The organism is Bacillus sp. 22446, from assembly GCF_052044955.1.
In the GTDB taxonomy this organism is placed as follows: Bacteria; Bacillota; Bacilli; order Bacillales; family Bacillaceae; genus Bacillus; species Bacillus altitudinis.
Genome location: NZ_JBQEOD010000008.1, coordinates 54,323 through 75,345, shown reverse-complemented (window position 1 = coordinate 75,345; position 21,023 = coordinate 54,323). Strand labels below are relative to the sequence as shown.

The 21,023-nt window shown below is 39.5% G+C and carries 17 protein-coding genes and 1 pseudogene; 14 read left to right on the top strand and 4 right to left on the bottom strand.

From position 1 onward, the window contains the following. Positions 1 to 2 precede the first annotated feature (2 nt). Positions 3 to 863, top strand: coding sequence for a LysR family transcriptional regulator (locus tag ACTJJD_RS14880; protein ID WP_079920264.1), 861 nt, complete (start codon positions 3 to 5; stop codon positions 861 to 863). Between the two features lie 39 nt (positions 864 to 902). Here ACTJJD_RS14880 and ACTJJD_RS14875 read toward each other — a convergent pair whose 3' ends face one another. Further along, positions 903 to 1,799: a PhzF family phenazine biosynthesis protein gene (locus ACTJJD_RS14875; protein WP_116306573.1), complete on the bottom strand. Its 897-nt coding sequence runs from the start codon at positions 1,797 to 1,799 to the stop codon at positions 903 to 905. Between the two features lie 253 nt (positions 1,800 to 2,052). Between ACTJJD_RS14875 and ACTJJD_RS14870 the strand changes: the two genes are divergently transcribed. Beyond that, positions 2,053 to 4,239 (top strand): Ig-like domain-containing protein, encoded by a 2,187-nt coding sequence (locus ACTJJD_RS14870; RefSeq protein ID WP_440608595.1) that lies wholly within the window; start codon positions 2,053 to 2,055, stop codon positions 4,237 to 4,239. A 107-nt stretch (positions 4,240 to 4,346) separates the two neighbouring features. Continuing rightward, positions 4,347 to 5,369: a hypothetical protein gene (locus ACTJJD_RS14865; RefSeq protein WP_440608594.1), complete on the top strand. Its 1,023-nt coding sequence runs from the start codon at positions 4,347 to 4,349 to the stop codon at positions 5,367 to 5,369. A 49-nt stretch (positions 5,370 to 5,418) separates the two neighbouring features. On the opposite strand, the gene ACTJJD_RS14860 is transcribed toward ACTJJD_RS14865, so the two are convergent. Continuing rightward, on the bottom strand, positions 5,419 to 6,129 hold the full coding sequence (locus ACTJJD_RS14860; RefSeq protein WP_017368418.1) for a GntR family transcriptional regulator: 711 nt from the start codon (positions 6,127 to 6,129) through the stop codon (positions 5,419 to 5,421). A 154-nt stretch (positions 6,130 to 6,283) separates the two neighbouring features. On the opposite strand from ACTJJD_RS14860, the gene ACTJJD_RS14855 reads away from it, so the two are divergent. From ACTJJD_RS14855 to ACTJJD_RS14805, 11 genes and pseudogenes are all read left to right on the top strand, one after another. Then, a complete protein-coding gene (locus ACTJJD_RS14855) occupies positions 6,284 to 8,182 on the top strand; it encodes a beta-glucoside-specific PTS transporter subunit IIABC (protein WP_212047478.1) in 1,899 nt (632 codons plus the stop codon). A gap of 9 nt (positions 8,183 to 8,191) precedes the next feature. Beyond that, positions 8,192 to 9,631 (top strand): 6-phospho-beta-glucosidase BglA, encoded by a 1,440-nt coding sequence (bglA, locus tag ACTJJD_RS14850; RefSeq protein ID WP_317329556.1) that lies wholly within the window; start codon positions 8,192 to 8,194, stop codon positions 9,629 to 9,631. A gap of 373 nt (positions 9,632 to 10,004) precedes the next feature. After that, on the top strand, positions 10,005 to 11,240 hold the full coding sequence (locus ACTJJD_RS14845) for a TerD family protein (RefSeq protein ID WP_058336393.1): 1,236 nt from the start codon (positions 10,005 to 10,007) through the stop codon (positions 11,238 to 11,240). A 240-nt stretch (positions 11,241 to 11,480) separates the two neighbouring features. After that, entirely contained in the window at positions 11,481 to 13,103 is a 1,623-nt protein-coding gene (locus ACTJJD_RS14840) for a ribonuclease YeeF family protein (protein ID WP_440608593.1), read from the top strand. A gap of 4 nt (positions 13,104 to 13,107) precedes the next feature. Beyond that, complete coding sequence (locus ACTJJD_RS14835) at positions 13,108 to 13,491, top strand: immunity 22 family protein (protein ID WP_135010081.1); 384 nt, start codon at positions 13,108 to 13,110, stop codon at positions 13,489 to 13,491. Positions 13,492 to 13,564: 73 nt separating this feature from the next. Next, entirely contained in the window at positions 13,565 to 13,969 is a 405-nt protein-coding gene (locus tag ACTJJD_RS14830; RefSeq protein ID WP_135010079.1) for a hypothetical protein, read from the top strand. Positions 13,970 to 14,093: 124 nt separating this feature from the next. Then, positions 14,094 to 15,083: pseudogene (locus ACTJJD_RS14825) on the top strand (pre-toxin TG domain-containing protein); the annotation flags it as partial. 30 nt (positions 15,084 to 15,113) lie between these two features. Further along, positions 15,114 to 15,476, top strand: coding sequence for a hypothetical protein (locus ACTJJD_RS14820; RefSeq protein ID WP_035390066.1), 363 nt, complete (start codon positions 15,114 to 15,116; stop codon positions 15,474 to 15,476). 157 nt (positions 15,477 to 15,633) lie between these two features. Next, on the top strand, positions 15,634 to 16,053 hold the full coding sequence (locus ACTJJD_RS14815) for a hypothetical protein (RefSeq protein WP_317328349.1): 420 nt from the start codon (positions 15,634 to 15,636) through the stop codon (positions 16,051 to 16,053). Between the two features lie 317 nt (positions 16,054 to 16,370). Next, positions 16,371 to 16,847: a YxiF family protein gene (locus ACTJJD_RS14810; RefSeq protein WP_317328348.1), complete on the top strand. Its 477-nt coding sequence runs from the start codon at positions 16,371 to 16,373 to the stop codon at positions 16,845 to 16,847. A gap of 257 nt (positions 16,848 to 17,104) precedes the next feature. Beyond that, the gene (locus tag ACTJJD_RS14805; protein WP_440608592.1) at positions 17,105 to 18,298 is read left to right on the top strand and encodes an MFS transporter; all 1,194 of its coding nucleotides are present in this window, start codon (positions 17,105 to 17,107) and stop codon (positions 18,296 to 18,298) included. 47 nt (positions 18,299 to 18,345) lie between these two features. On the opposite strand, the gene ACTJJD_RS14800 is transcribed toward ACTJJD_RS14805, so the two are convergent. Together ACTJJD_RS14800 and ACTJJD_RS14795 are read right to left on the bottom strand one after the other, a co-directional pair. Continuing rightward, positions 18,346 to 19,248 (bottom strand): shikimate 5-dehydrogenase, encoded by a 903-nt coding sequence (locus ACTJJD_RS14800; protein ID WP_008344408.1) that lies wholly within the window; start codon positions 19,246 to 19,248, stop codon positions 18,346 to 18,348. An 18-nt stretch (positions 19,249 to 19,266) separates the two neighbouring features. Further along, positions 19,267 to 20,448 (bottom strand): MFS transporter, encoded by a 1,182-nt coding sequence (locus ACTJJD_RS14795; protein ID WP_024720467.1) that lies wholly within the window; start codon positions 20,446 to 20,448, stop codon positions 19,267 to 19,269. Positions 20,449 to 21,023 lie beyond the last annotated feature (575 nt).

The window sequence follows — 21,023 nt, the reverse complement described above, 5'->3', positions numbered from 1 at the left end:
GAATGACATTCCCATACAAAGTATTTCAAACAGTCGTCGAATGCGGCAGTTTTACAAAAGCCGGTGAGAAGCTTGGGCTGACGCAGTCTGGGGTGAGTCACAATATGGCGAAGCTTGAGTCAGAACTTGGGATTGTGCTGCTTCATCGGAATCGAAACGGGCTGTCGCTGACAGATGCAGGTGAGCGGGTGATGCCGCATATTCGCCAAATCATTCATCATGCGTCATTGCTTGAGCAGGAGGCGGCGTTGATTCAAGGGATGGAAGTGGGGAGTATCAAGATCGGCACGTTCTCTAGTTTTTCTTCAAAAATGCTTCCGCAGCTCATTCGTCGTTTTACGAAAAGTTATCCCAATATCCAATTGGAATTATACGAAGGCGGCTATGAAGAGATTGAAGAGTGGATCGCGTCTGGCACAGTTGATCTTGGGTTTTTAACACAGCCATCTAGAGATTTGGAAACTGTTCCACTGTTTCAAGATGATTTGGTGGTGCTCATGCAAGAGAGTCATCGTTTCCATACAAAGAAGGTGATGGAAGTGGCTTCGTTCCAAGATGAACCATTTATTATGCCAAAAGCGGGCTGTGATCAACTCATTAAGAAATTATTCAAAGAAAAAGGCGTAAAACCCCATGTTTTATTTGAGATTGGGGACAACAATACGCTCATCTCTATGGTTCAGGAAGGCCTTGGGCTCACGATCATTCCAAAGTTGATGTTGCCGCCTCAGGTGCCTCACGCGAACGTAATTCCACTTGAGACCCGTGTTTATCGCGAAATCAATATGGCGTTTAAATCTTTTAACGCAGCCTCTCCTTCTACTAAAAGATGGATTGAAACGGTCAAAGATCATTTTAAATAGATTCAGCTTGAACGAGAGTCTCTATTCAAGCTGAGCAATTTATAGCGTGATCACCCCACGAATGGTAATAACCGCTGCACCTGCTACTTTAATGACCGGCTTTGCTTCATTCGGAATGACCGTGATACGAAGCAATCCTGGTCTGCCGATTGCATCACCTTGAGCAATGCGTAGATGAGTGGTTTCTTGCTGAGAAATGATCCCTTCCAAATAAAGATATCCGGCCAATGCCCCGTTGGCTGCTCCCGTTACAGGATCTTCGGGTATGCCAATGCCAGGTGCAAAATCCCTTGTATAAAGATCACAGTCTTTTGTGGATTGAAACGTATAAAGATGAGTCGTTGTGATATCCTGCTCTTTATTCATTTTTCCTAAAGCTTCCAAGTTTGGTGCCGCTTGATCAATGTCATTCTGGTGTTTCAGCGGAACCAGAAGATGCCAGTTTCCGGTGTTTGCTAATTTTATAGGATAGGATGGATCAATCCTGTCACTGTTTATACCGAGAATATCACTAAGCTCTTCTACATCGATGATAAAATCTCGCGTCTTTGGCGTGACCTGTGTCATCTCCACATCCACAACTTTGCCATTCTCTTCGTGCCATACAACGGGAACATGGCCGATCTTTGTTTCTAACACAACCCCTGATTTTTCTTTAGCCATCCCTAGCTCCGTCGCTAAAAGCCAAGTCAACCCAACCGTCGCATGCCCGCAGAAATTGACCTCTTCCGTTGGAGTGAAATATTTCACTCGATAATCGGCTTTCTCATCATGTGCCGGCAGCAAGAAAACGGACTCGGGTAAGTTCAACTCCTTGGCGATATTCTGCATCTCATCCTCCGTTAACCATTCCGCATCCAACACCACCCCAGCGGCATTACCTCCAAATTTCTCAGTTGTAAACGCATCGACATGATACACCCTAATATCTTTCATCTGACGAATCCCCCTAACCATGTTGTTATGTTCATCATAAGTGTGTAAGATGCATTCGTAAAATGAATCTTTTTGATGTGATGAATTTGTATGATTCATGCAAAATGAAAAATTGATCGACATCACTCTCTATATCTATGAATATGGATTTTATATAAGTCTTTAGGCTCAACATTAAACCTTGTACCTATATTGGTTAAAATGTATAATATTTGTATATAAAAACATTAATAGGAAAAGAGAGGATATATTTATGAAAATAGTCCTGAAAGTAGTAGCTTCTATTCTTTGTATGATGATGTTGAGTTTTCATATACAAGAAAATGTGAGTGCCGCAGAGGGTGGAACAATAACAACAGTTGATCGTTATCAATATGGTGATGATTATCTGACGGGTAAGACAATTCCTAACGCAATCGTTGCATTCGGAGATTGGGGTCTTCCTAGAGACTGGAAATCTAGATATCACGATTACGCAAAAGCAGATAGCAAAGGAAATTTTAAATTGTTTTCTGGTAAAGCGACTGCTGGTCAAACTTTGAATTTAGATACGTATGATCAAAGCGGTACCTTACTTGCATCAAATAACATATATGTATTCAAAGGCTCTTTTAGCTCTTTAGATGATATATATGATACTTCTCAAGAGTTAACTGGGAAAACAGTGAAGAACACAAAAGTTGAGGTCATGCAAGATGGTAAAGTGATTGCGTCAGGGACATTCAATGATGCCATCCATTTAAAGCTGCCACCTGTATTAACTGCTGGAACATTCCTGACAGTCAAAATGACAACTGGCAGCAATATCGACGTATATAAAAAAATCATTAATCCTAAGAAATTTTCACTGGGCCCTACGACAAAATGGTCTAAATCATTAAAAGGTCAGACCGGTATTCCTTACGCAAAGATCATCTTTGCTAACAATGAAACAAACGACATTATTAAGTCCATGATAGCAGATGAGGAGGGGAATTTTGAGTTTAATGTAGACAAAGCAACCCTAAAGGCTTTAGACCGAAACAAGGTGAAAATTATTGAACCAGCTTATGACAACGTTTTGATAAGGGATTTCTTTTATGTTAAGTCGACAGCTCCAACATTGAACCCGTTTACTCAGTTATCAACATCAGTGAGTGGAACCGCCACTCCAGATAGTATCATAAAGGTATTAAATGGAGAGGGGCAAGTCATTGGAGAAGGTCAGACAGACTCTAATGGCGTCTATGATGTTACTGTTTCAAAATTAATCGGTGGTGACTTAATTACAGTAAAGACGTTCATGGCAGATAACCCAAGTGAAACAGATCAATCTCAAGAAGATGTACAGAAAGTTTATGTAGAAGATATAGATGATTCGAGTGATACAATTAATGGTTTCAGCACCTTTGGTTCTAATGCTGTTGTAGAAGTACAATCAGATTCTACAAATAGTACAATAAAAGCCATGTCCAAGCTCAGCACAAGTTCCACAAAAAAGAAATATGGCCCATTTCCAATCACCCCAGGGAAAAATTTTAAATTAAAAACGGGAAAATTAACAAAAGGTTCTAAAGTAACGATCACGTTGCAAAGCGGGAAGAGGAAGGTTTCCCTCCCAGTCGTAACCGTCAAAAAAATCTTCACATCTCCTCTTGCAGCATCTCAAGTGAAGGTGACGAACAATAAAGGGAAAAACGATACGGTAACGATAAAAGGAATCAAAAAACAATCCGTCATTAAAATCTTTAAACAAGCTTCTGGTGGAACAGCGATTGCTCAGCAAACTGCAACGAGCTCGAACATGACGATTTCCATGAAACAATTGGGTCAAACAAGTGGAAGGCTTTATATCAGCATGAAAGAGCCTGGTCTAAAAGAGGGAAATCGAGTACCAATTCGCTATCAGGGTGAAAAATCAGATGCACTAAAAGTCAACCAGGTCAAAATCAATAATCTTAAAAATAAAAAAGACGTCATTACAGTGAGTAAGATTAAGAAAAAAGACGTCATCAAAGTTTACTCAACAAACGGTAAATTACTTGCCACATCAAAACCGGCGAACAGTTCATCCGTCAAATTGTACGTCAAACAAGTTGGGGCTAAGAGCGGCAAAGTATTTGTTACACGAAGCAGTGACAAGATGTTGGAAAGCGGCAAACAGGCTGTTTCTTTTAAGGGTGAGCCAACCTCTGCATTAAAAGGCAACCAAATTAACATCGTCAACAACAAGAAGAAAAATGACGTGATCACCGTCAGTCAATTAGCGAAACAGGATCTTGTTAAAATCTATAACCAATCAGGAAAATTAATTGGTCAGTCAACGGTTTCTAAAGGTAAGGTTGTGAAGGTGACCATCAAACAACTAGGCACTAAGGGCGGAAAGATCTACGTTACCGTTACAGGAAAAGGCATGTCAGAGAGTAGTAAGACAGTAAAGAAGTTTAAGGCTGAGAAGTAGATTTCCCCAATAATTTGTAACACTTGATTTCTATAACAATCGTCATTCGTTTTATGGGTGACGATTTTATGTTCAGTTCGTATTTTTGAAATAACTCTAATCATAGGATGGTGCCAATCTTGAAAAAAATAAAATATGTCGTCCTAACGGCTATTATCTTTTGTTGCAGTATGTGGTCTTCTAGTGTTCAAGCTCAATCCGGTTATTTCAACACATATACAACGTATACTGGAATGTCAGGCTCTGGATTTTACACCTCTATGCAAGGAATGTGTGTCGACCGTAACAATAACATGATTTATGCTGCAAAAATAAATACTTCAACCCAGATGACACAATTGTACTCTATTAAAATGAACAGCTCGTCAAGCAATAGAACAGTGAAGCTTCTTAAAAACTCTGACACGAATAGTACTAGCTATGATTTAGGACATGCCAATGACTTAGCTGTCAAAGCCCAAAAAGGAGATGAGCAAGTTAGTATTTATGTAGCCCCTATGACCGATGGTGTCAAGTATGTAAAAAAGATCGTGAAGCTACAAGTAAACACGAAAAAAAGTACATACAAAGTGGCTAAAGCCTATGTCCTTCAGTACCAGGGAACGAATTTATCAGTTAGCGGCATCACGTATTCTGTTGGAGCAGACAAATTTATTGTGAGGTCTGGCAATCGCTTTTTCATTGGAGATTTTAATGATCAAACAGGGAAATTTGAGTATGAGGCCACATTTACATTAAATTATACAAAAGCAGTGATCAATCAATCAGTGGTAGATGTGTCGAAGTACATTCTTCAAGGAATTTCTTTTTACCAAGGAACATTATATGTCCCTTTATCTAAGCCAGATACCAACGCAGGGGCTTCTAATGTGAGTGTTATTCTCACGTATCCGTTAAATATCAACCAAATGATCAAAGAGCAAAAGGGAACAACAACAAAAGATTTTTCAAAAGAGTTGTTTACTAGAAATGACCTATCTTTCCGAATAACGAGCAGTGCATTTACTCTTTTTGAGATAGAAGCTGTTGATTTCGATGACGGAACGTTATATTTTAATACGAATCGTGGGAAAAAAGGGACACAAGAAGATATGATCGCAACATTCAATGACTATAACTACTACAAATGATACCAGCATTAAAAAAAGCTCCTCAAAAATGAGGGGCTTTTTCCATCCATCACCCATAATAATTATTCGCCTGAATAAAAAATTGGGATTGCATGTAGTTATAAGTGATTTTCGAGAAGTCGAAAGGCTGGCCGTTTGTGAGATGAAAGACGGTTTCGACGCGAAGAGCAGGATCATTTTGCTTAAGTCCGAGGTGCTTCGCTTCAGTTTCGTTTAGTTTGCCAACTTGCAGGTACATGTCAGAAAAGCCCACTTTAAGACCAAGGCCTTCACTAATGAATTTAAATACAGAATCGGCTGCAATTTCTGTGTTGAGGTAAGGAATAATGGTTTTCCGGTAATAGGACTCTTCTAAACATAAAGTTTGTCCATTGATGTAACGAATGCGTTTAAGGTAGAAAACATCCTCATCTAGTTCAATGTTTAAATTCAGCGCAGCTTCTTCTGGCGGTTTGACGGTATCTAACGTGAGAACTTCTGATGTCAGTTGAAATTCCTCTAAATCTTTTTTAAACCCTTGGTTGGATAATAGGCTAATATAGCCTTTGCGCCTATGCCTTCTCACAAAGATGCCGCTGCCCCTCACCTGATAGACAATCCCTTTTCTTTCGAGTAAATCTAATGATTTGATAATTGTACTTTTGCTCACAGCAAATTGATTCATGAGCGTCTCAAGCACAGGGAGTTTGTCTCCTTGCTGCAGCTCATGTGTGACAATATATTTTTCAATATCGCTCGCAATTTGTTGATACTTTAACATAGCCATTCCTCTTTGTTTTCACGATTTATTGTCTTTGTATTATAGCACATCCCGATTTCTCTTTGATATGCAAACTCAAATTATATATGTATTGATAAATTGTACCGGTATAATTATAATGTACGTATACTAGTAGTGATAAAGGGGGGGTTATATGTCAAAAGTGAGGGATTATCAAAAGCTTGCAGAAGACATCTTAGAAGCAGTTGGCGGAGAAGAAAATGTGGTGAGTGCCGCAAGATGCGCCACGAGGCTGCGTTTGGTGCTGAAGCGTTCTAATCCAAAGGCAAAAGAAGCAGTCAACGCCATGCCTGGCGTCATTACAGTGGTGGAAAACGGTGGTCAGTTTCAGGTTGTGATCGGTCAGCATGTAGGTGAGGTATATGAGCATTTTTCCAACCTGGTTCAGCTCCAAACGTCGGATGATGATCAGCCGAATGAAAACAAAGGAACGATACTGAATCGGGTCATTGCGACCATGTCCGCTGTGTTTGCGCCATTTGTGTATATTTTAGCCGCAGCTGGTATTTTGCAAGGTGCACTTATCTTAATAAATTTGATATTTCCAAGCTTCTCGAAAACAGGCACTTATGAAGTGTTTAGCTTTATTTCTTGGGCACCGTTTACGTTCTTGCCCATTTTCATTGCGATAACTGCAGCCAAGCATTTCAAAACGAATATGTATATTGCGGTTGCTTGTACAGCAGCGCTTGTCAGTCCTTCTTGGACAGAGATTGCTGGACGTGTAGCATCAGGGGAAGGTGTGACCTTTTTAGGGATTGCGTTATCTGAAACGGTTTATACATCATCCGTCTTGCCACCGCTTTTCTTAGTATGGATTCTTTCTTATGTAGAAAAATTCTTAAACAAACGAATTCATGAGGTTGTCAAACCGCTATTTGTCCCATTTCTATGTATGGTCGTCATGGTTCCGTTAACCATACTATTAATCGGTCCTCTTTCGACAGCAGGTGCAAATGGGATTGCAAACGGATACAATGTTTTAGCTGAAAATGTACCAGCTCTGGCAGGGGCCATTATCGGCGGTTTCTGGCAAGTACTCGTGATTTTCGGTGTTCACTGGGGCATCACGCCAATGGTACTTGCGAACTTTGAACAATATGGACGTGACTCCTTTCAGGCATATCAAACCATCGCTGTTATCGCTCAAGTCGGTGCGGTGCTGGGAGTTATTTTAAAAGCAAGAAATCGGGAAACACGGAAAGTTGGGGTTTCAGCTGGAATCACAGGACTCTTCGGTATTACGGAGCCTGCGATTTACGGTGTCACCTTACGTTTTAAAAAGCCGTTTATTTTTGGGTGTATTTCTGGAGCGGTCGGTGCCGTTGTGGCCAGCTTCTTTACGCCTTATTACTTTGCATATGCAGGACTACCTGGCCCGCTGACCATTGTGAACGGAATCAGTGCAGATTATCCAACGTCTATCATTGGTATTTTGATTGGTGTGGCCATTGCGCTCATTTTACCAGTTGTGCTTATTCAAATGTTCGGATATGGAGAAGATACAGTAGAACAGTCAGCTGGTGAAACACCTGTTAAAGATCAAGACGGAGAAACGCCAAATACTTCTATGAACAATGAAGAAATGATCACGGCTCCACTTACAGGAAAAGTGCTTCCGTTATCTGAAGTGCCAGATGCTGTATTTAGCTCTGGGGCGATGGGGAAAGGTTTTGCCATTCATCCGACCGATAACAAACTGTTTGCACCGTTTGACGGCAGTGTCGTCATGCTTGCACCAACAAAACATGCGATTGGTCTGCGTTCTGAATTTGGTGTAGAGTTACTTGTTCATGTAGGAATTGATACGGTCTCTCTAGATGGATCGGCATTTACACTCAATATCAAAGAAGGCGACAAGGTGAAAAAGGGTGACTTGTTGATGACATTTGATCAGGAAGCAATTGAAAGCAAAGGATTACAAACAATCACACCTGTTATCCTTACCAATACCCAAGCATACGAAGATGTGATTGTAGAGAAACGTTCGACATGTCAGCCAACTGACGTGATGATGACAATTGTGAAATAGGAGGAATAGATAATGACTTTACCAAAAGATTTCTTATGGGGTGGGGCATTAGCCGCTCATCAATTCGAAGGTGGATGGAATGCAGCTGGCAAAGGGCCGAGTGTTGTAGATGTGATGACAGCAGGTGCTCATGGTGTACCAAGACAGATCACGGAAACGATAGAAGAAGGAATTTTTTATCCAAACCATGAAGCCATTGATTTCTACCATCGTTACAAAGAAGATATCGCCATGTTTGCTGAAATGGGATTAAAATGCTTGCGAACATCGATCGGCTGGAGCCGAATTTTCCCTAAAGGGGATGAAGATGAGCCGAATGAAGCAGGCTTACAGTTTTATGATGATGTGTTTGATGAGCTGATTAAACATGGAATCGAGCCTGTCATTACGTTGTCTCACTTTGAAATGCCCCTTCATTTGGCAAGAGAATACGGCGGATTCCGAAGCAGAAAAGTCGCTGAATATTTCGCGAAATTTGCGGAAGTATGCTTCAATCGTTACAAAGACAAGGTCACGTACTGGATGACATTTAATGAGATCAATAACAAAATGGACGTCAACAACCCGTTGTTCCTTTGGACAAATTCAGGGGTATCTGTCAAAGAAGGCGAAAATGCCAAAGAAGTCATGTATCAAGCGGGCCATCATGAATTGCTTGCAAGTGCATGGGCAGTGGCAAAAGGAAAAGAGATCAATCCGTCCTTTCAAATTGGAGCGATGGTGTCCCACGTGCCAATTTATCCATATTCCTCAAACCCAGAGGATGTCATGCTGGCAGAAGAATATATGAGACAGCGCTATTTCTTCCCAGATGTCCAGGTGCGTGGCTACTATCCAAGCTACGCGTTAAAAGAATTTGAGCGCGAAGGCTATCACATTCCATTTGAAGAAGGCGATGAAGAAAGTTTAAGAAAAGGAAAAGTAGATTACCTTGGCTTTAGCTACTACATGTCAACAACGGTCAAAAGCGATGCAGTATCTGATCACAACGGAGACATTGTCAATGGAGCACTGCCACATGGTGTAGAAAATCCGTATATCAAATCAAGCGACTGGGGCTGGTCCATTGATCCGACAGGCTTAAGATATACATTGAATCGTTTTTACGATCGCTATCAAATCCCGCTATTCATTGTGGAAAATGGCTTTGGTGCCATTGATCAAGTGGAAGAAGACGGCTCTATTCATGACCCAGAGCGAATTCAATATCTCGCTTCTCATATTCAAGCACTGAAAAAAGCGGTTGAATATGACGGTGTGGACCTCATCGGCTACACACCTTGGGGCATCATTGATATCGTGTCATTCACAACCGGTGAAATGAAAAAACGCTACGGCATGATTTATGTTGACCGCGATAACGAAGGTAATGGTTCAATGAATCGTCTTAAAAAAGATTCGTTTACTTGGTATCAAAACGTCATCGCAACGAATGGTGAAGAAGTGTAATAAAGAAATGACTGGCCCGGATGAGCGTGGGATGCGCTTGTCCGGGTTTTTTTATTTCCTATGCTTCAATGTAGCCTGAATACAAAGAAAAAAGAGAGTGATCACAATAAAATAATTCATTGGATTGTGAAAGATATTGATACTAAATGCTAATTGAAGAAGAATCCAAAAACCGAATATCACTGTAACAGCTGGGATGATTTTTTTATACACATTGATTCTCCTTTCGAGAGTAGTTTGTTTTTAGGTGGCATTGTCTCATATCATTGCAGAGATGAAAAGAGAGAAAGATATTAATAGGTTCTATTGCACTATTTGGTATAATTGGTCTATAAAAACGATAAATGGTAGATAAAGAATAGGAGTTGTTGAAATGAATCAAACTCTGCAAATGGGTGCCAATACCGTACTAAACTCTCCAAAGGGGCAATTATCCATCAGTTATGAAGTGTCATCTGCAATTGATATTTCTTTAACGGCGTTTCTCTTAACAGATTCAAATCTAGTTCAAGGAGATAATGGCATTATTTTTTACAATCAGCCGGAGAGTACTACGGGTGTCGCGACACTTTTACCAGCAGAGATATCAGATCAGTTGAAAAGACATCAATTGAATTTTGATATGAGCAAAGTGCCTGTCGGAATCACAAAGATGGCTATTACACTAACAGAGGATCGAGGAATCGGCTTTTCTCATGTGAAGAATCTGCAAGCAGAAATTCGAACAGGTGATGAGGTGCTATACCTAACACCAGTTAGCTTTACAAATGAAAAGGGTATTGTCGTAGTAGAGCTATACATAAGAAATAGTGAAACGAAAGCACGATCCATCTGGCGTGGCTTCGATTCTGGATTGGAAGGGCTATGCAAGCTTTATGGGGTAGAGGTTGAACCTGATGAACAGGATGTTTCTACACCTCCTGAAATGGTTTCTGAAAAACAAATTAATGAGCCTGCTCCAATGAACACAGCCGCTAAAGAGAAAGTCGCTGCACCTATTAGCTTAGAGAAAGTTCAAGGTAAAATTAGTCTAGACAAAGGTCATAAACCGATCATCATTGAAAAAACACCAGAGATTACGGCTACAGTATCTTGGGAGTCTGGAACCGATTATGATATTTACGCATTGGTCTATACGAAATCAGGAAAACAAATAGATGTGGCCATGTTTGGTGCAAAAGGTGTTCCCGCTCTCAAAAGTTACGGTAACGGGGCTGTTGAGCATATGGGAGATGTCGGTAGAGATCGTGAATCAATGAAAACAGAAGTCATTAAACTAAGGTTAAATGATGATATCCTTGCGGTGGTTCCCGTTGTTTACTCTGCTCAATCAAATGGAACAGGTTCTTTCTATAGATATAGAGTGTCTATGAGTATCGATAATCATCAAGGAACGTCTGTCACGATTCACGCGAAACATGCAAATGACAATGATCGGATTTATTCTTGTGTTCCAGGTATTCTTCAAAACACAAATGATGGCGTGATCATCCGTCCACTAGAGCTTTACAGTAAACCAAACTCTGAGCGTAGACCGAAGTTAAAAATGAAATATTCAAATGAGATCGATGTTTTGATGGATAAAGGACCAATCAATGATTATAAGTAACGTGAACATGTGGCTAGACAGAGTATAATGAACTGTCTGGCCTTTTCTAGATCTCTACAATGGATAAACTCGTTTATCCATTGTAGAGGGTAAATTGAATAGAGAGTCCATTCCATTTTTTATGTCATTTAGCCTATTTTTCCGTTTTGGAGGTCACGGTAAAATAGACTTTATGATCAATAATGGAGGGAGTGGCTTAATCTGGGCAAGATACTTGATGCAAAAGCACTAACCAGTGCCATGGATACAAGGGCAAAACACTATCAGGAACTCCGTGAACAAATGATAGATTTAAAAAAGGCACTTCAAGGTGTTGCCAATCTCGGTGACGACTTCACTGGAAAAGGTGCCGATAACATTAAAAGCTTCTACAAAGAACTCGCCGGAAATGTGGACATGTTTATTAGCTTCATTGATAAACAAAAAGCCTTTCATGAAGGTGTTTCTGGGACACTTGATGATACAAATTTTGGCGGCGACACCTTTGTAGAAGAACACTTTTTAGACAACGCTGTACATATGGGAATCAAGAATGCCAAAAGCATCGTGAAGGATCAAAAAAAGGCACTCAAAACGATTTTTCAAGATATTGATGACCTCATTTCTCTGGAGGTATTTGATAGTAAAACCTTTGACGAAAAGATTGCAGATGCGGAAGATGAACGGAAGAAAACGGTTAAAGATTTAATAGAGCTTGATCAAAATCTAAAAGATGAATATGCTTTGTCAGAGACTGAGGAGAAGGCTACAATGGCATTGTATGCAGAAATGATCAATGCCACGAATGATGGGAAATCCATTTCACCTATGAATTTTGACAAAAAAGCATTTCAAGATAGTGAAATCTATAAGGCAAAAAGCGATATTGAGAAGCAAACTGCTGAATATCTCAAAATCAAAAAAGAACAAGAAGAAGCCCGCGAGATTGCAAAGGAACAAGAAGCGCTCGCCAACCGTCCTTGGTATGAAAAAGCCCTTGATTATGGGGGAAACATTGTCAATGAGCTAACCGGTGTGAATGATGCAAAACGTGCAGCTACGGGCGTCGATCCAATCACAGGCGAAGAGCTTACGGCAGGCCAACGAGTCGCTGCAGGTGGCATGGCAGCAGCCGGTTATATCCCTATCGTCGGCTGGGCAGGGCGTATTTTCAAAGGTGGAAAAGCCGTCTATAAAACGACCCAAGCCACGTCCGCCGCAGTCAGAGCAGTCGACATTTACAAGACATCACAGAAGTCTTTCGATGCGTTGAAAATATCACAAAAAGGCTTATATGGCCTCACCGCAACAAACGGCTTCAGCGAAGCGATTACGGGTCGAGATATGTTTGGAAATAAGATCTCGAAAGAACAGCAGGAAGCGAGTATGAATGCGGCGCTTGCAATGCTTTTACCGTTTGGATCGAAAGGTTTTCAGGGGAAAATGGGGGTAAAGGGTGCTGGCAAGAGCACTGATATCCCTTCTGTTAGAAATAAAGAATTTAATAAGTGGTTTGATAAATTATCTGTCGATGAATTTGAGAAAGCGTGGAATGTTCCTGCTTTGAGAAGTAAAATTGAGGATAGAATCAGACAACCAGGAGGCTACCACGAGTGGCATCTTGTAGCAAGAACACCTCAATTTAAAAAGTGGGATGTGAGTATGGATCGCATAAAAGAATTGAGGACGCTAACTAAAGATGTTGAATTTGTCAATCCTCCTGGACGGCATGGAGGACGGGGCTCTACTAAAGCACATAATGAAATATTAAAAATTATTGATAATGCTCCTGATTATGAAAGTTTTGTTAGAGAGTTAAATGAATGGGCGAGTAAACGAATGAAAAATGGAGTTCAGGATTTACCGGAAGGGCTAAGGAGGTAATACAATGAAAAATGATGTTTCTTTGTGGTTGGGAAACTTTAGTGATTTTGATGAGGTGGAAAATTACACAAAAGTTATGTATAACGATGATGGTGATAGCATTCCATCTGTTTTTGAGAAAGAATTTAAACTGGGTTACTATGATAGGAGTTTAATTGAAAAGGATTGGATTCCAGAAGCTGAAGATGATTTAAAAGAACTTCTGGTTGATTTCTCATATGATGATCAATTGATAAAACAATTTAATGATATCCAATTAAACTCTAAGTATAATACCATTATTTTAATTTATAATTATAATTATGAGAAAGACGGTTTGGCTGTTAATTCAGTAAATAAAGGTGAGTACACACTACAGTTTATTGGTACAGCAGAATACGTAGATTGATTAATATAAAGCACTTACTTGCTCAGATGGCAATGGATGCTTTTTGACGTTCTTTCTCTAGGGGGAAAAGCTCATGATTGTATACATTGGACCAGTTGAAGAATCAGTTGAAAACCCAGAAGAAGAATTTATTAAAAATATTTTCTTTGAAAAAGAAGCGGATTATTGGAAACAAGGAAGTGGAGATTCTTGTTTTGAGATAGAAGGAGAAGATGAATGGCTTATTTTCTTTTATGATGAGCCATATGGATTCTTTATCATGAGACATCCTAATTATTTAGTCCCTTTGAAAAAGGATGTTGAAATAGAAACAATAGAGCATTTGGTTGGTGGAGAACCAATGAAGGTACCATCATGCAGTTATGTAACTCGAGAAGAAGCATATAGAATTGTTCACCACTTTTTAAGTACAAAAACTATGCCTGATTTTGTTGAATGGGTTGATTTATATGACATCGATTTTGAATATGATTTTTAAAACTAGAGTGTCCATCTTTATGGGCACTTTTTTATTTGCATTGCAGAGGCCGAGAAAAAGCCGACAAAAGGGGGATTTTTTTTCCTGAGTGGATCATCGTATGATAGAGACAAGCAAAACGAACGCATTGAGCACTATTGAGAAGCAAACTTCTGAATATCTAAGAATCAAAAAAGATCAAGAAGAAGCTCGCAAAATTGCAAAGGAACAAGAAGCACTCGCCAACCGTCCGTGGTATGAAAAAGCTCTTGATTACGGAGGAAATATTATCAATGAATTGACAGGTGTGAACGATGCAAAAACGTGCGCAACAGGTTTCGGTCCGATCACAGGTGAAGAACTCACCGCAGGCGGCATGGCAGCAGCAGGATACATCCCGATTGTCGGCTGGGCAGGACGTATTTTCAAAGGCGGAAAAGCCGTCTATAAAACGACTCAAGCCACGTCCGCCGCAGTCAGAGCAGTCGACATTTACAAGACATCACAAAAATCTTTTGATGCGTTGAAAACATCACAAAAAGGCTTATACGGTCTTACGGCGACCAATGGCTTCAGCGAAGCGATTACGGGTCGAGATATGTTTGGGAATAAGATCTCGAAAGAACAGCAGGAAGCGAGTATGAATGCGGCTTTGGGGATGCTTTTGCCATTTGGGGCGAAAGGATTTCATGGGAAGATGGGTGTAAAGAGTTCAGGTATACCTAATATTTCAAAAAGGCATGATGAAATTGCTCATAAAAGTTATTATGGTAGAAAAGATTTTAGAATAAAGATAAATAGTGCAGTATACTCTCATCATGATAATAAGCATTTAAAGGCTAGAACTGCTGAAGAATCGAAGCGTTTTAGTGAAACCGGAAGACGAAATGCTCAATACCTACCTGAAATAAATAATAAAGTGATAGAAAAAGAAGCTCTCCAAAGAGGGCATATCATTGATAATGGCAATAATAATTTTTACTTCATTTATGATACTGGTAAAGTTGTTGGTTATGATAATGGAAAATCTACTAGTTGGATTAGAGGAGAACTAACGAGTGGTAATGTGTATCACGGTCATCCAATAGCTGGTGATAGATTAACTAAGTATTTAAACAAATTAGGAATAAAATAACTATAAAATTAACAAAGAGGTCGGATAAAGATGAGAAAGCATGTGAAACTTGATATTCCGGAAGTAAACATCCATCCCTTGAGGATAACTGAAGGTTGGAATGTCCGTTATAATCATTTTTGGGAAATTGACCCTAGAAAGTTAGAAACAGAAGATGAAAGATGGTTTATGTTCACTGAAAGTTTGTTACAGCTTTATCATGAGAAATCATCAATAACATTGGACTTAGGTTGGTATCCCGATTTATCTTCAGATGGCAACTATCTTGTTCTAATAGTTAAAAATACAGATTGGGACAATCCTATTCAGGAGTTTAGCTCTGATGACTATAGCAAAGTGATAGATTTTATAGAATTTCATTTAAAAGAAATTACATCTAACTGGTGGAAATAAAACTGTATGTATTTCTACGAGTTTAATAAAGCTAGTACTCCTCTGTTTTGCCGTTTCTAAGAGCAGTACATGCTTGATGGTGGTGGTCTGATAATGAATAAAAACCAAACAATGCTTAAAAAGAAAAATATGTGGAACCATAATTGGAGCATTAAAAATGTATATAGAACTGGATAAGCTTTTATCCGCTGATACAACGGTAGACTCTTGGTACGATGAAGGGTATATACTAGTAAGTGAGATACTCTCGTTTTTTAGCCTAAACGATTGGGAAGAACTATCAAAACAGGTACTCCATAAACCAATAGAGTGGCAGCGGAAAATTGCGTACTGTCTCGATAATGAGTGCAATGAATATGAGCTTCATATTTTATTGGATTTGCTGAATACTAATGATGTTGAATTATTTGAGATTTGTATTGATACATTACGAAGTTATCCTATTGAAGAGGGTACAAAAATAGTACTGAAACATCCTCAGATTACAGAACGTATAAATCAAATGTTGACTACTACTGCAAACCTACCAGCAAAGACAATTCTTCAAGACTTCATTTCAAAAATACATTCAAATTAGTCTGTTATTGCTGAAATTTAATGATGAAATAAGATCTTGAATGGTTTTAAACTGATCAAGATTATTTAATTTACACTGATGAAAAATGTCACATTGTAAATAGAGTAAGTAGGAATGTATTTATTCGGATTTTAAACAAACATAAGATTCATTATTACGTACATTTAATTATACAGAGTCCCCATTTATCTTGATTTCCTAGATTTATATCCAGAAATTTTGATCTGGAAATCAGTTCATTCCACCGTGTAGCCTGGTGGAATTTTCAAGGGGGAGATGTCTAGAGAGCAATGTTTACGCCTTGTGGAGGTGCTCCTATGAATAATAAAGGAAAAACTAAAATCGAAACCTTAAAAAGAAAAAGCAGAAGAAAGCACTTAATAAACGAATTAAGTTATATGACACTTCCAGAACCCCCTTTTTTGGAGGTCGAAGAGAATCAATTTTTTTGTCAGAAGGTATTTACTTTCCTGCAATCGAGAGAACATAAAAGTCAAATACATGGAGACAACTATCTAGAGCATATTGAAAAGTCTACACAAATGTTAAATGAAATGATCGGGAGGATAAAAGAGACTCCTAAACAAGGGAGATTGCTTTTTTTCCGAGATCATGAAATTGAAGCGCTTTTAGTGAATGTGGATGAAGTGTTTCATCATTTAAATCAACTTCTTGAGCAAACCAAATTTTTAAGTGGATACGGAGATTTCATTTTAATAGCAGAGGATTTTCATTTTGGATTATGCATAGAGCGTACAGAATATTTTTATGAGTTTAGTTTTTGGGGAATGTGAGTTTAGAGGGATTTTTTTCTATCACCATTTCCCTCAAATTTAAGCAATTCACTATCATTACCTTTCACATTCATATAAAATAAGAGCTAGTGAAAATTTGAAGAGATGCTTGATAAATGAAGGGCATGTAAGCTGCATGAAATGATGAGATGTTTCAAGTACGTGAAGGTTGCAAAGCTGTTTCTCCTCACGCATGAATCTTGTAAGCGTAACCATTATTTGTCACTTCATTGCAATGTGTTGAGGGGTGTGTCAGCATGAGGAATCCGTATTTGAGAACGGCTTCTAGTCTTTATATCAATTATTTTTTATTAGGTATGGTCAATATTATTTTGGCTTCTAATATGCCATTTTTGATCAAACAATTAGATACAAATAGTGCGGGGATTAGTTATATGATATCTGCACTCGGTATTGGCAGGGTGCTCACGTATGGTCTATCGGGTGTACTGTCAGATCGTTTTGGACGAAAGCCGGTCATTTTGGTTTCGGGGGTGCTGATGGCAGTGTTCCTCATTGGAATCCCATTGTCTCCGAATTATCAAATCGCGTTTGCGTTTGCGATTTTGGCAGGGGTGGCGAATTCGGCGATGGATGCAGGGACGTATCCGGCTTTAATGGAAGCTTTTCCTCAAAACTCGGGATCTGCAAATGTGATGGTGAAGGCGTTTATTTCGATTGGGGCGACCATTCTGCCGCTCGCTATTTTCTTTTTAGCAGAGCATGATCTGTTTTATGGATTTGCGTTTTTTGTACCTGCTTTTATCTATTTAGTGAATGTGATAATGCTGTGGACATTGCCATTTCCGAATCATCGCAAGGTGGAGCAAGTTCAGGTGACGGAGCATGATGGACTTCCACGTTTCTCATCAGAGCCTACGTTTTGGAGAGAAGGGGTCGCACTGATTGTGATCAGTTTTACATCAAATGGTCTGTACGCATTGCCGCAAATTTGGCTGCCTACGTACGGTGAGGAAATATTGGGAATGGCTTCTGGCAGTGCTGTGAAGCTGCTTAGTTACTATAGCATGGGCGGTTTGCTGTCTGTCTTATTGCTCGCATTTCTTTTGCGCCGCATTGTTCGTCCGGTCACCGTGCTGCTACTCTATCCGATTATTACATTAGCCTCTATCTGTGTGCTATTGGTCGTGAAGTCTCCAGTCATTGGGACCGTCAATGCATTTGTATTGGGCTTTTCAACAGCGGGTGTTTTTCAGCTGACGTTAACCGTAATGGCTGAGTTCTTCTGGAAAAACAAAGGGACGATGACAGGAATTATCTCAACAGCAGGCGGAGTGTCCGCCATTGTGATTCCGGTCGTCACTGGTTTGATCGAAACCCACGCGACGATTTTGCAAATCTTTATATTTGATGCGGGTGTCGCTGTTGTTGCGATCATCGGCGCGATGTATATCCTCAAACGATATCGCCGGATTATGATACACGAATAAAAAAAGACGACTTCCAAAGCGGAGGTCGTCTTTTTTCTGTGTTTCGTTTAGAAACGGTCATTTTCAAATAGAATTTGTTTCACTTGTTCAACCGGCATATCCTCGCCAGTAAAGAGTTTGTACGCAAGGGCACCTTGCCATAGCATCATGCCAAGACCGTTAATCGTTTTGGCACCAGCTTCTTGTGCTTGAGCAAGAAGTTTTGTTTTTTGCGGGTTGTAGACGACATCTGTCACGATTAAGTCTTTGCGTAATACATCAAGGGTATCGTCAATAATGCTGAGCTCATCTAATGGTTTCATGCCAAGGCTTGTCCCGTTTGCTAAGATCGCACTTTCAGCTACTTCACGACGGAAAGCGTCTTTGTCTTCAAGTGGGAAAATATTCGCTTTGACACCGAATGATTTCATTTCGTTGTTGATGTAATTTACATTTTCCTCTGCTTGAACAAAGTATTGATCATTACGAGCAAAAATACTAATTTCACGAATACCTGATTGTGCAAGCTGAATGGCGATCGGTGTTGCAGCGCCGCCAGATCCAACGAGTGTAACCTTTTGTCCAGCTAATTCAACGCCGTGTTCAATTAAGTTTCTTACGTAACCAAGACCATCTGTGTTGTAACCAACCAGCTTGCCATCTTTGTTCACAACTGTGTTGCTTGCGCGAGTATATTTTGCAGAATCATCTAGTTCATCTAAGTAATCGAGTACTTTCATTTTGTTCGGCATGGATACGTTAAATCCAGCTGCACCCATTGCTTTCATCCCGTTTACTGCTGCTTCTAGTTCATCATTTCCTACCTCAAAAGCAAGGTAAGCATAGTTGATTCCTGTTAGTGTATAGCCAAGGTTGTGCATCCGTGGTGACAGGCTGTGCCCGATTGGTGTTGCAAGAAGACCGACTAATTTTGTTTTTCCATCAATATTACGTTCGTGTATGTTTGTCATGATTGACATCTCCTTTAATTATCTAAACAATTTTTTCATGCGTCGTAAAACAAAGACTGCTAACAATACGCTGATGACCGCAATGATCATATCGAAAAATAAAGTCATTTTAATATCGTACGTGCTGACGAGTCCGCTTGTAATCAGCGGAACAAGGATAAACGCTGAGCTTGCCGCAATGTTGACATATGATGAAGCCGTTGCTTTGTTTGTAGGGAATAATTTCATCATAATACTCATCGCCAACTGGAAAATGCCGGCTGTAAATAATCCTAAGAAAAAGGTACTAACAATGACAATGCCGTACGTTTCGATTTGAAATAATGAAAGCATGGCAAGGAATGCCCCGATTGGGTAAATAATGGCGACCATAATCGGTGAAATGAATTTATCTAATACGATTGAAAGCAATAGAACAGATACGAGTGCACCAATACTAAAATAAGAAAGAAGCTGTGTCGCTTGTCCTGAGCCAAGCCCAATCAATTTCAACCCGAGCTGTGGAAGCCAAGTTTGCCATACGACAAATAATGCAGTAGACGTGAATCCCATAAGAACAACAGCTAAACCTTCACCAAACATTTTCGGTTCTTCCTTCATTTGCTCTTGAACGGGAAGATCGTTTTGAGAAGCCGTTTGCTTATGATTTGGGAACGGCATAAAGATCAAGTAAATGCCTACAAGTAAATAAAGAAGTCCTAGCCCAAAGAATGCCCAGCCCCAGAAGATGTCATGTGCAATAAGGAATGCCAAGATAAATGGAAGAACAGTCGCACCAATTGATACAGACGCCTTCACTAATACAGAAGCTGAACTTGCTTTTTTAGGAAATGATTCTGTCAAAGCAGGATATGTTCCTGAATCAAGCAATGAGTTTGCAATCCCTGCGGAAATGGCGAAAATGAAAGCCAATGTATAATTGGTCGTTATTGGAATCCCAATTAAGAATAATAAGTAGAGAAAGTTACCTGTAATAATGACAGGTTTTCGCCCCCAGCTGTCTGCCAGCCGGCCAGAGAAAAAGAGAGCAATTAATTTACCGATCCCGATTGCTGAAACAAGCAAGCTGATTTTTGGAATATCTACATGGTAGCGTTCAGATAAGCTTTCCATGTTTGATGCCACAATAATATTGATCATGCCTAGCATGAAATAGTTTAAGTACATGCCAAGTGATGATTTAATGTATGGATTTTTCATGTTCCCACTCCTATATTTGAAACCCTGTTCGGGCCAAATTCTTGTTACCCTTTGTTATTTCCTTAAACGTAAATAATATTAAGTCCATCACAACACCCCTTGTGTGATTGATGAAAAAAATAATGAATATTCATCTGTTCTTCAAATAAGTACATCGTTCTACTAAATGATTAAAAATAATAACAGTTATCATAAGTTGATGGACTTCCTCGATTTGATCAGAATCAAAAGATCCATCTTTAACTGTAGTTGATATGATAAATAACGATATGTTCACAAAAGGTATAACGATATACTAAAAGAAGCAACGAGATAAATATACTCCTGTGTATAAAATGTGTCAAGTTTATGACTTTGCGATTTAAAAAAAGAAAAATGTAATAAAGAAATAGTTGACTTGCTCAATAAAAAGAGGAGAATCGCTTTGCAATTCTCCTTTCAGCGTGTAGACAAACCCTCGCATTCTTTGTCAGTCCTGTGCGCTGGTACTCACGAATGTCAAATTCGCTCCGTGCCAGTGCTCGTCCTTCCTAGACTGCAAAGGTTTTCTATCACGCTGAAAAGAAGACAAAGGG

Coding starts and splice junctions, on each gene's coding strand:
- ACTJJD_RS14830 (WP_135010079.1), top strand. CDS start 13,565: ATGATTGTATACATTGGACCAGTTGAAGAATCAGTTGAAAACCCAGAA.
- ACTJJD_RS14860 (WP_017368418.1), bottom strand. CDS start 6,129: ATGTTAAAGTATCAACAAATTGCGAGCGATATTGAAAAATATATTGTC.
- ACTJJD_RS14870 (WP_440608595.1), top strand. CDS start 2,053: ATGAAAATAGTCCTGAAAGTAGTAGCTTCTATTCTTTGTATGATGATG.
- ACTJJD_RS14820 (WP_035390066.1), top strand. CDS start 15,114: ATGAGAAAGCATGTGAAACTTGATATTCCGGAAGTAAACATCCATCCC.
- ACTJJD_RS14800 (WP_008344408.1), bottom strand. CDS start 19,248: ATGACAAACATACACGAACGTAATATTGATGGAAAAACAAAATTAGTC.
- ACTJJD_RS14835 (WP_135010081.1), top strand. CDS start 13,108: ATGAAAAATGATGTTTCTTTGTGGTTGGGAAACTTTAGTGATTTTGAT.
- ACTJJD_RS14865 (WP_440608594.1), top strand. CDS start 4,347: ATGGTGCCAATCTTGAAAAAAATAAAATATGTCGTCCTAACGGCTATT.
- ACTJJD_RS14875 (WP_116306573.1), bottom strand. CDS start 1,799: ATGAAAGATATTAGGGTGTATCATGTCGATGCGTTTACAACTGAGAAA.
- ACTJJD_RS14805 (WP_440608592.1), top strand. CDS start 17,105: ATGAGGAATCCGTATTTGAGAACGGCTTCTAGTCTTTATATCAATTAT.
- ACTJJD_RS14810 (WP_317328348.1), top strand. CDS start 16,371: ATGAATAATAAAGGAAAAACTAAAATCGAAACCTTAAAAAGAAAAAGC.
- ACTJJD_RS14840 (WP_440608593.1), top strand. CDS start 11,481: ATGGATACAAGGGCAAAACACTATCAGGAACTCCGTGAACAAATGATA.
- ACTJJD_RS14845 (WP_058336393.1), top strand. CDS start 10,005: ATGAATCAAACTCTGCAAATGGGTGCCAATACCGTACTAAACTCTCCA.
- ACTJJD_RS14855 (WP_212047478.1), top strand. CDS start 6,284: ATGTCAAAAGTGAGGGATTATCAAAAGCTTGCAGAAGACATCTTAGAA.
- ACTJJD_RS14795 (WP_024720467.1), bottom strand. CDS start 20,448: ATGAAAAATCCATACATTAAATCATCACTTGGCATGTACTTAAACTAT.
- ACTJJD_RS14880 (WP_079920264.1), top strand. CDS start 3: ATGACATTCCCATACAAAGTATTTCAAACAGTCGTCGAATGCGGCAGT.
- ACTJJD_RS14815 (WP_317328349.1), top strand. CDS start 15,634: ATGTATATAGAACTGGATAAGCTTTTATCCGCTGATACAACGGTAGAC.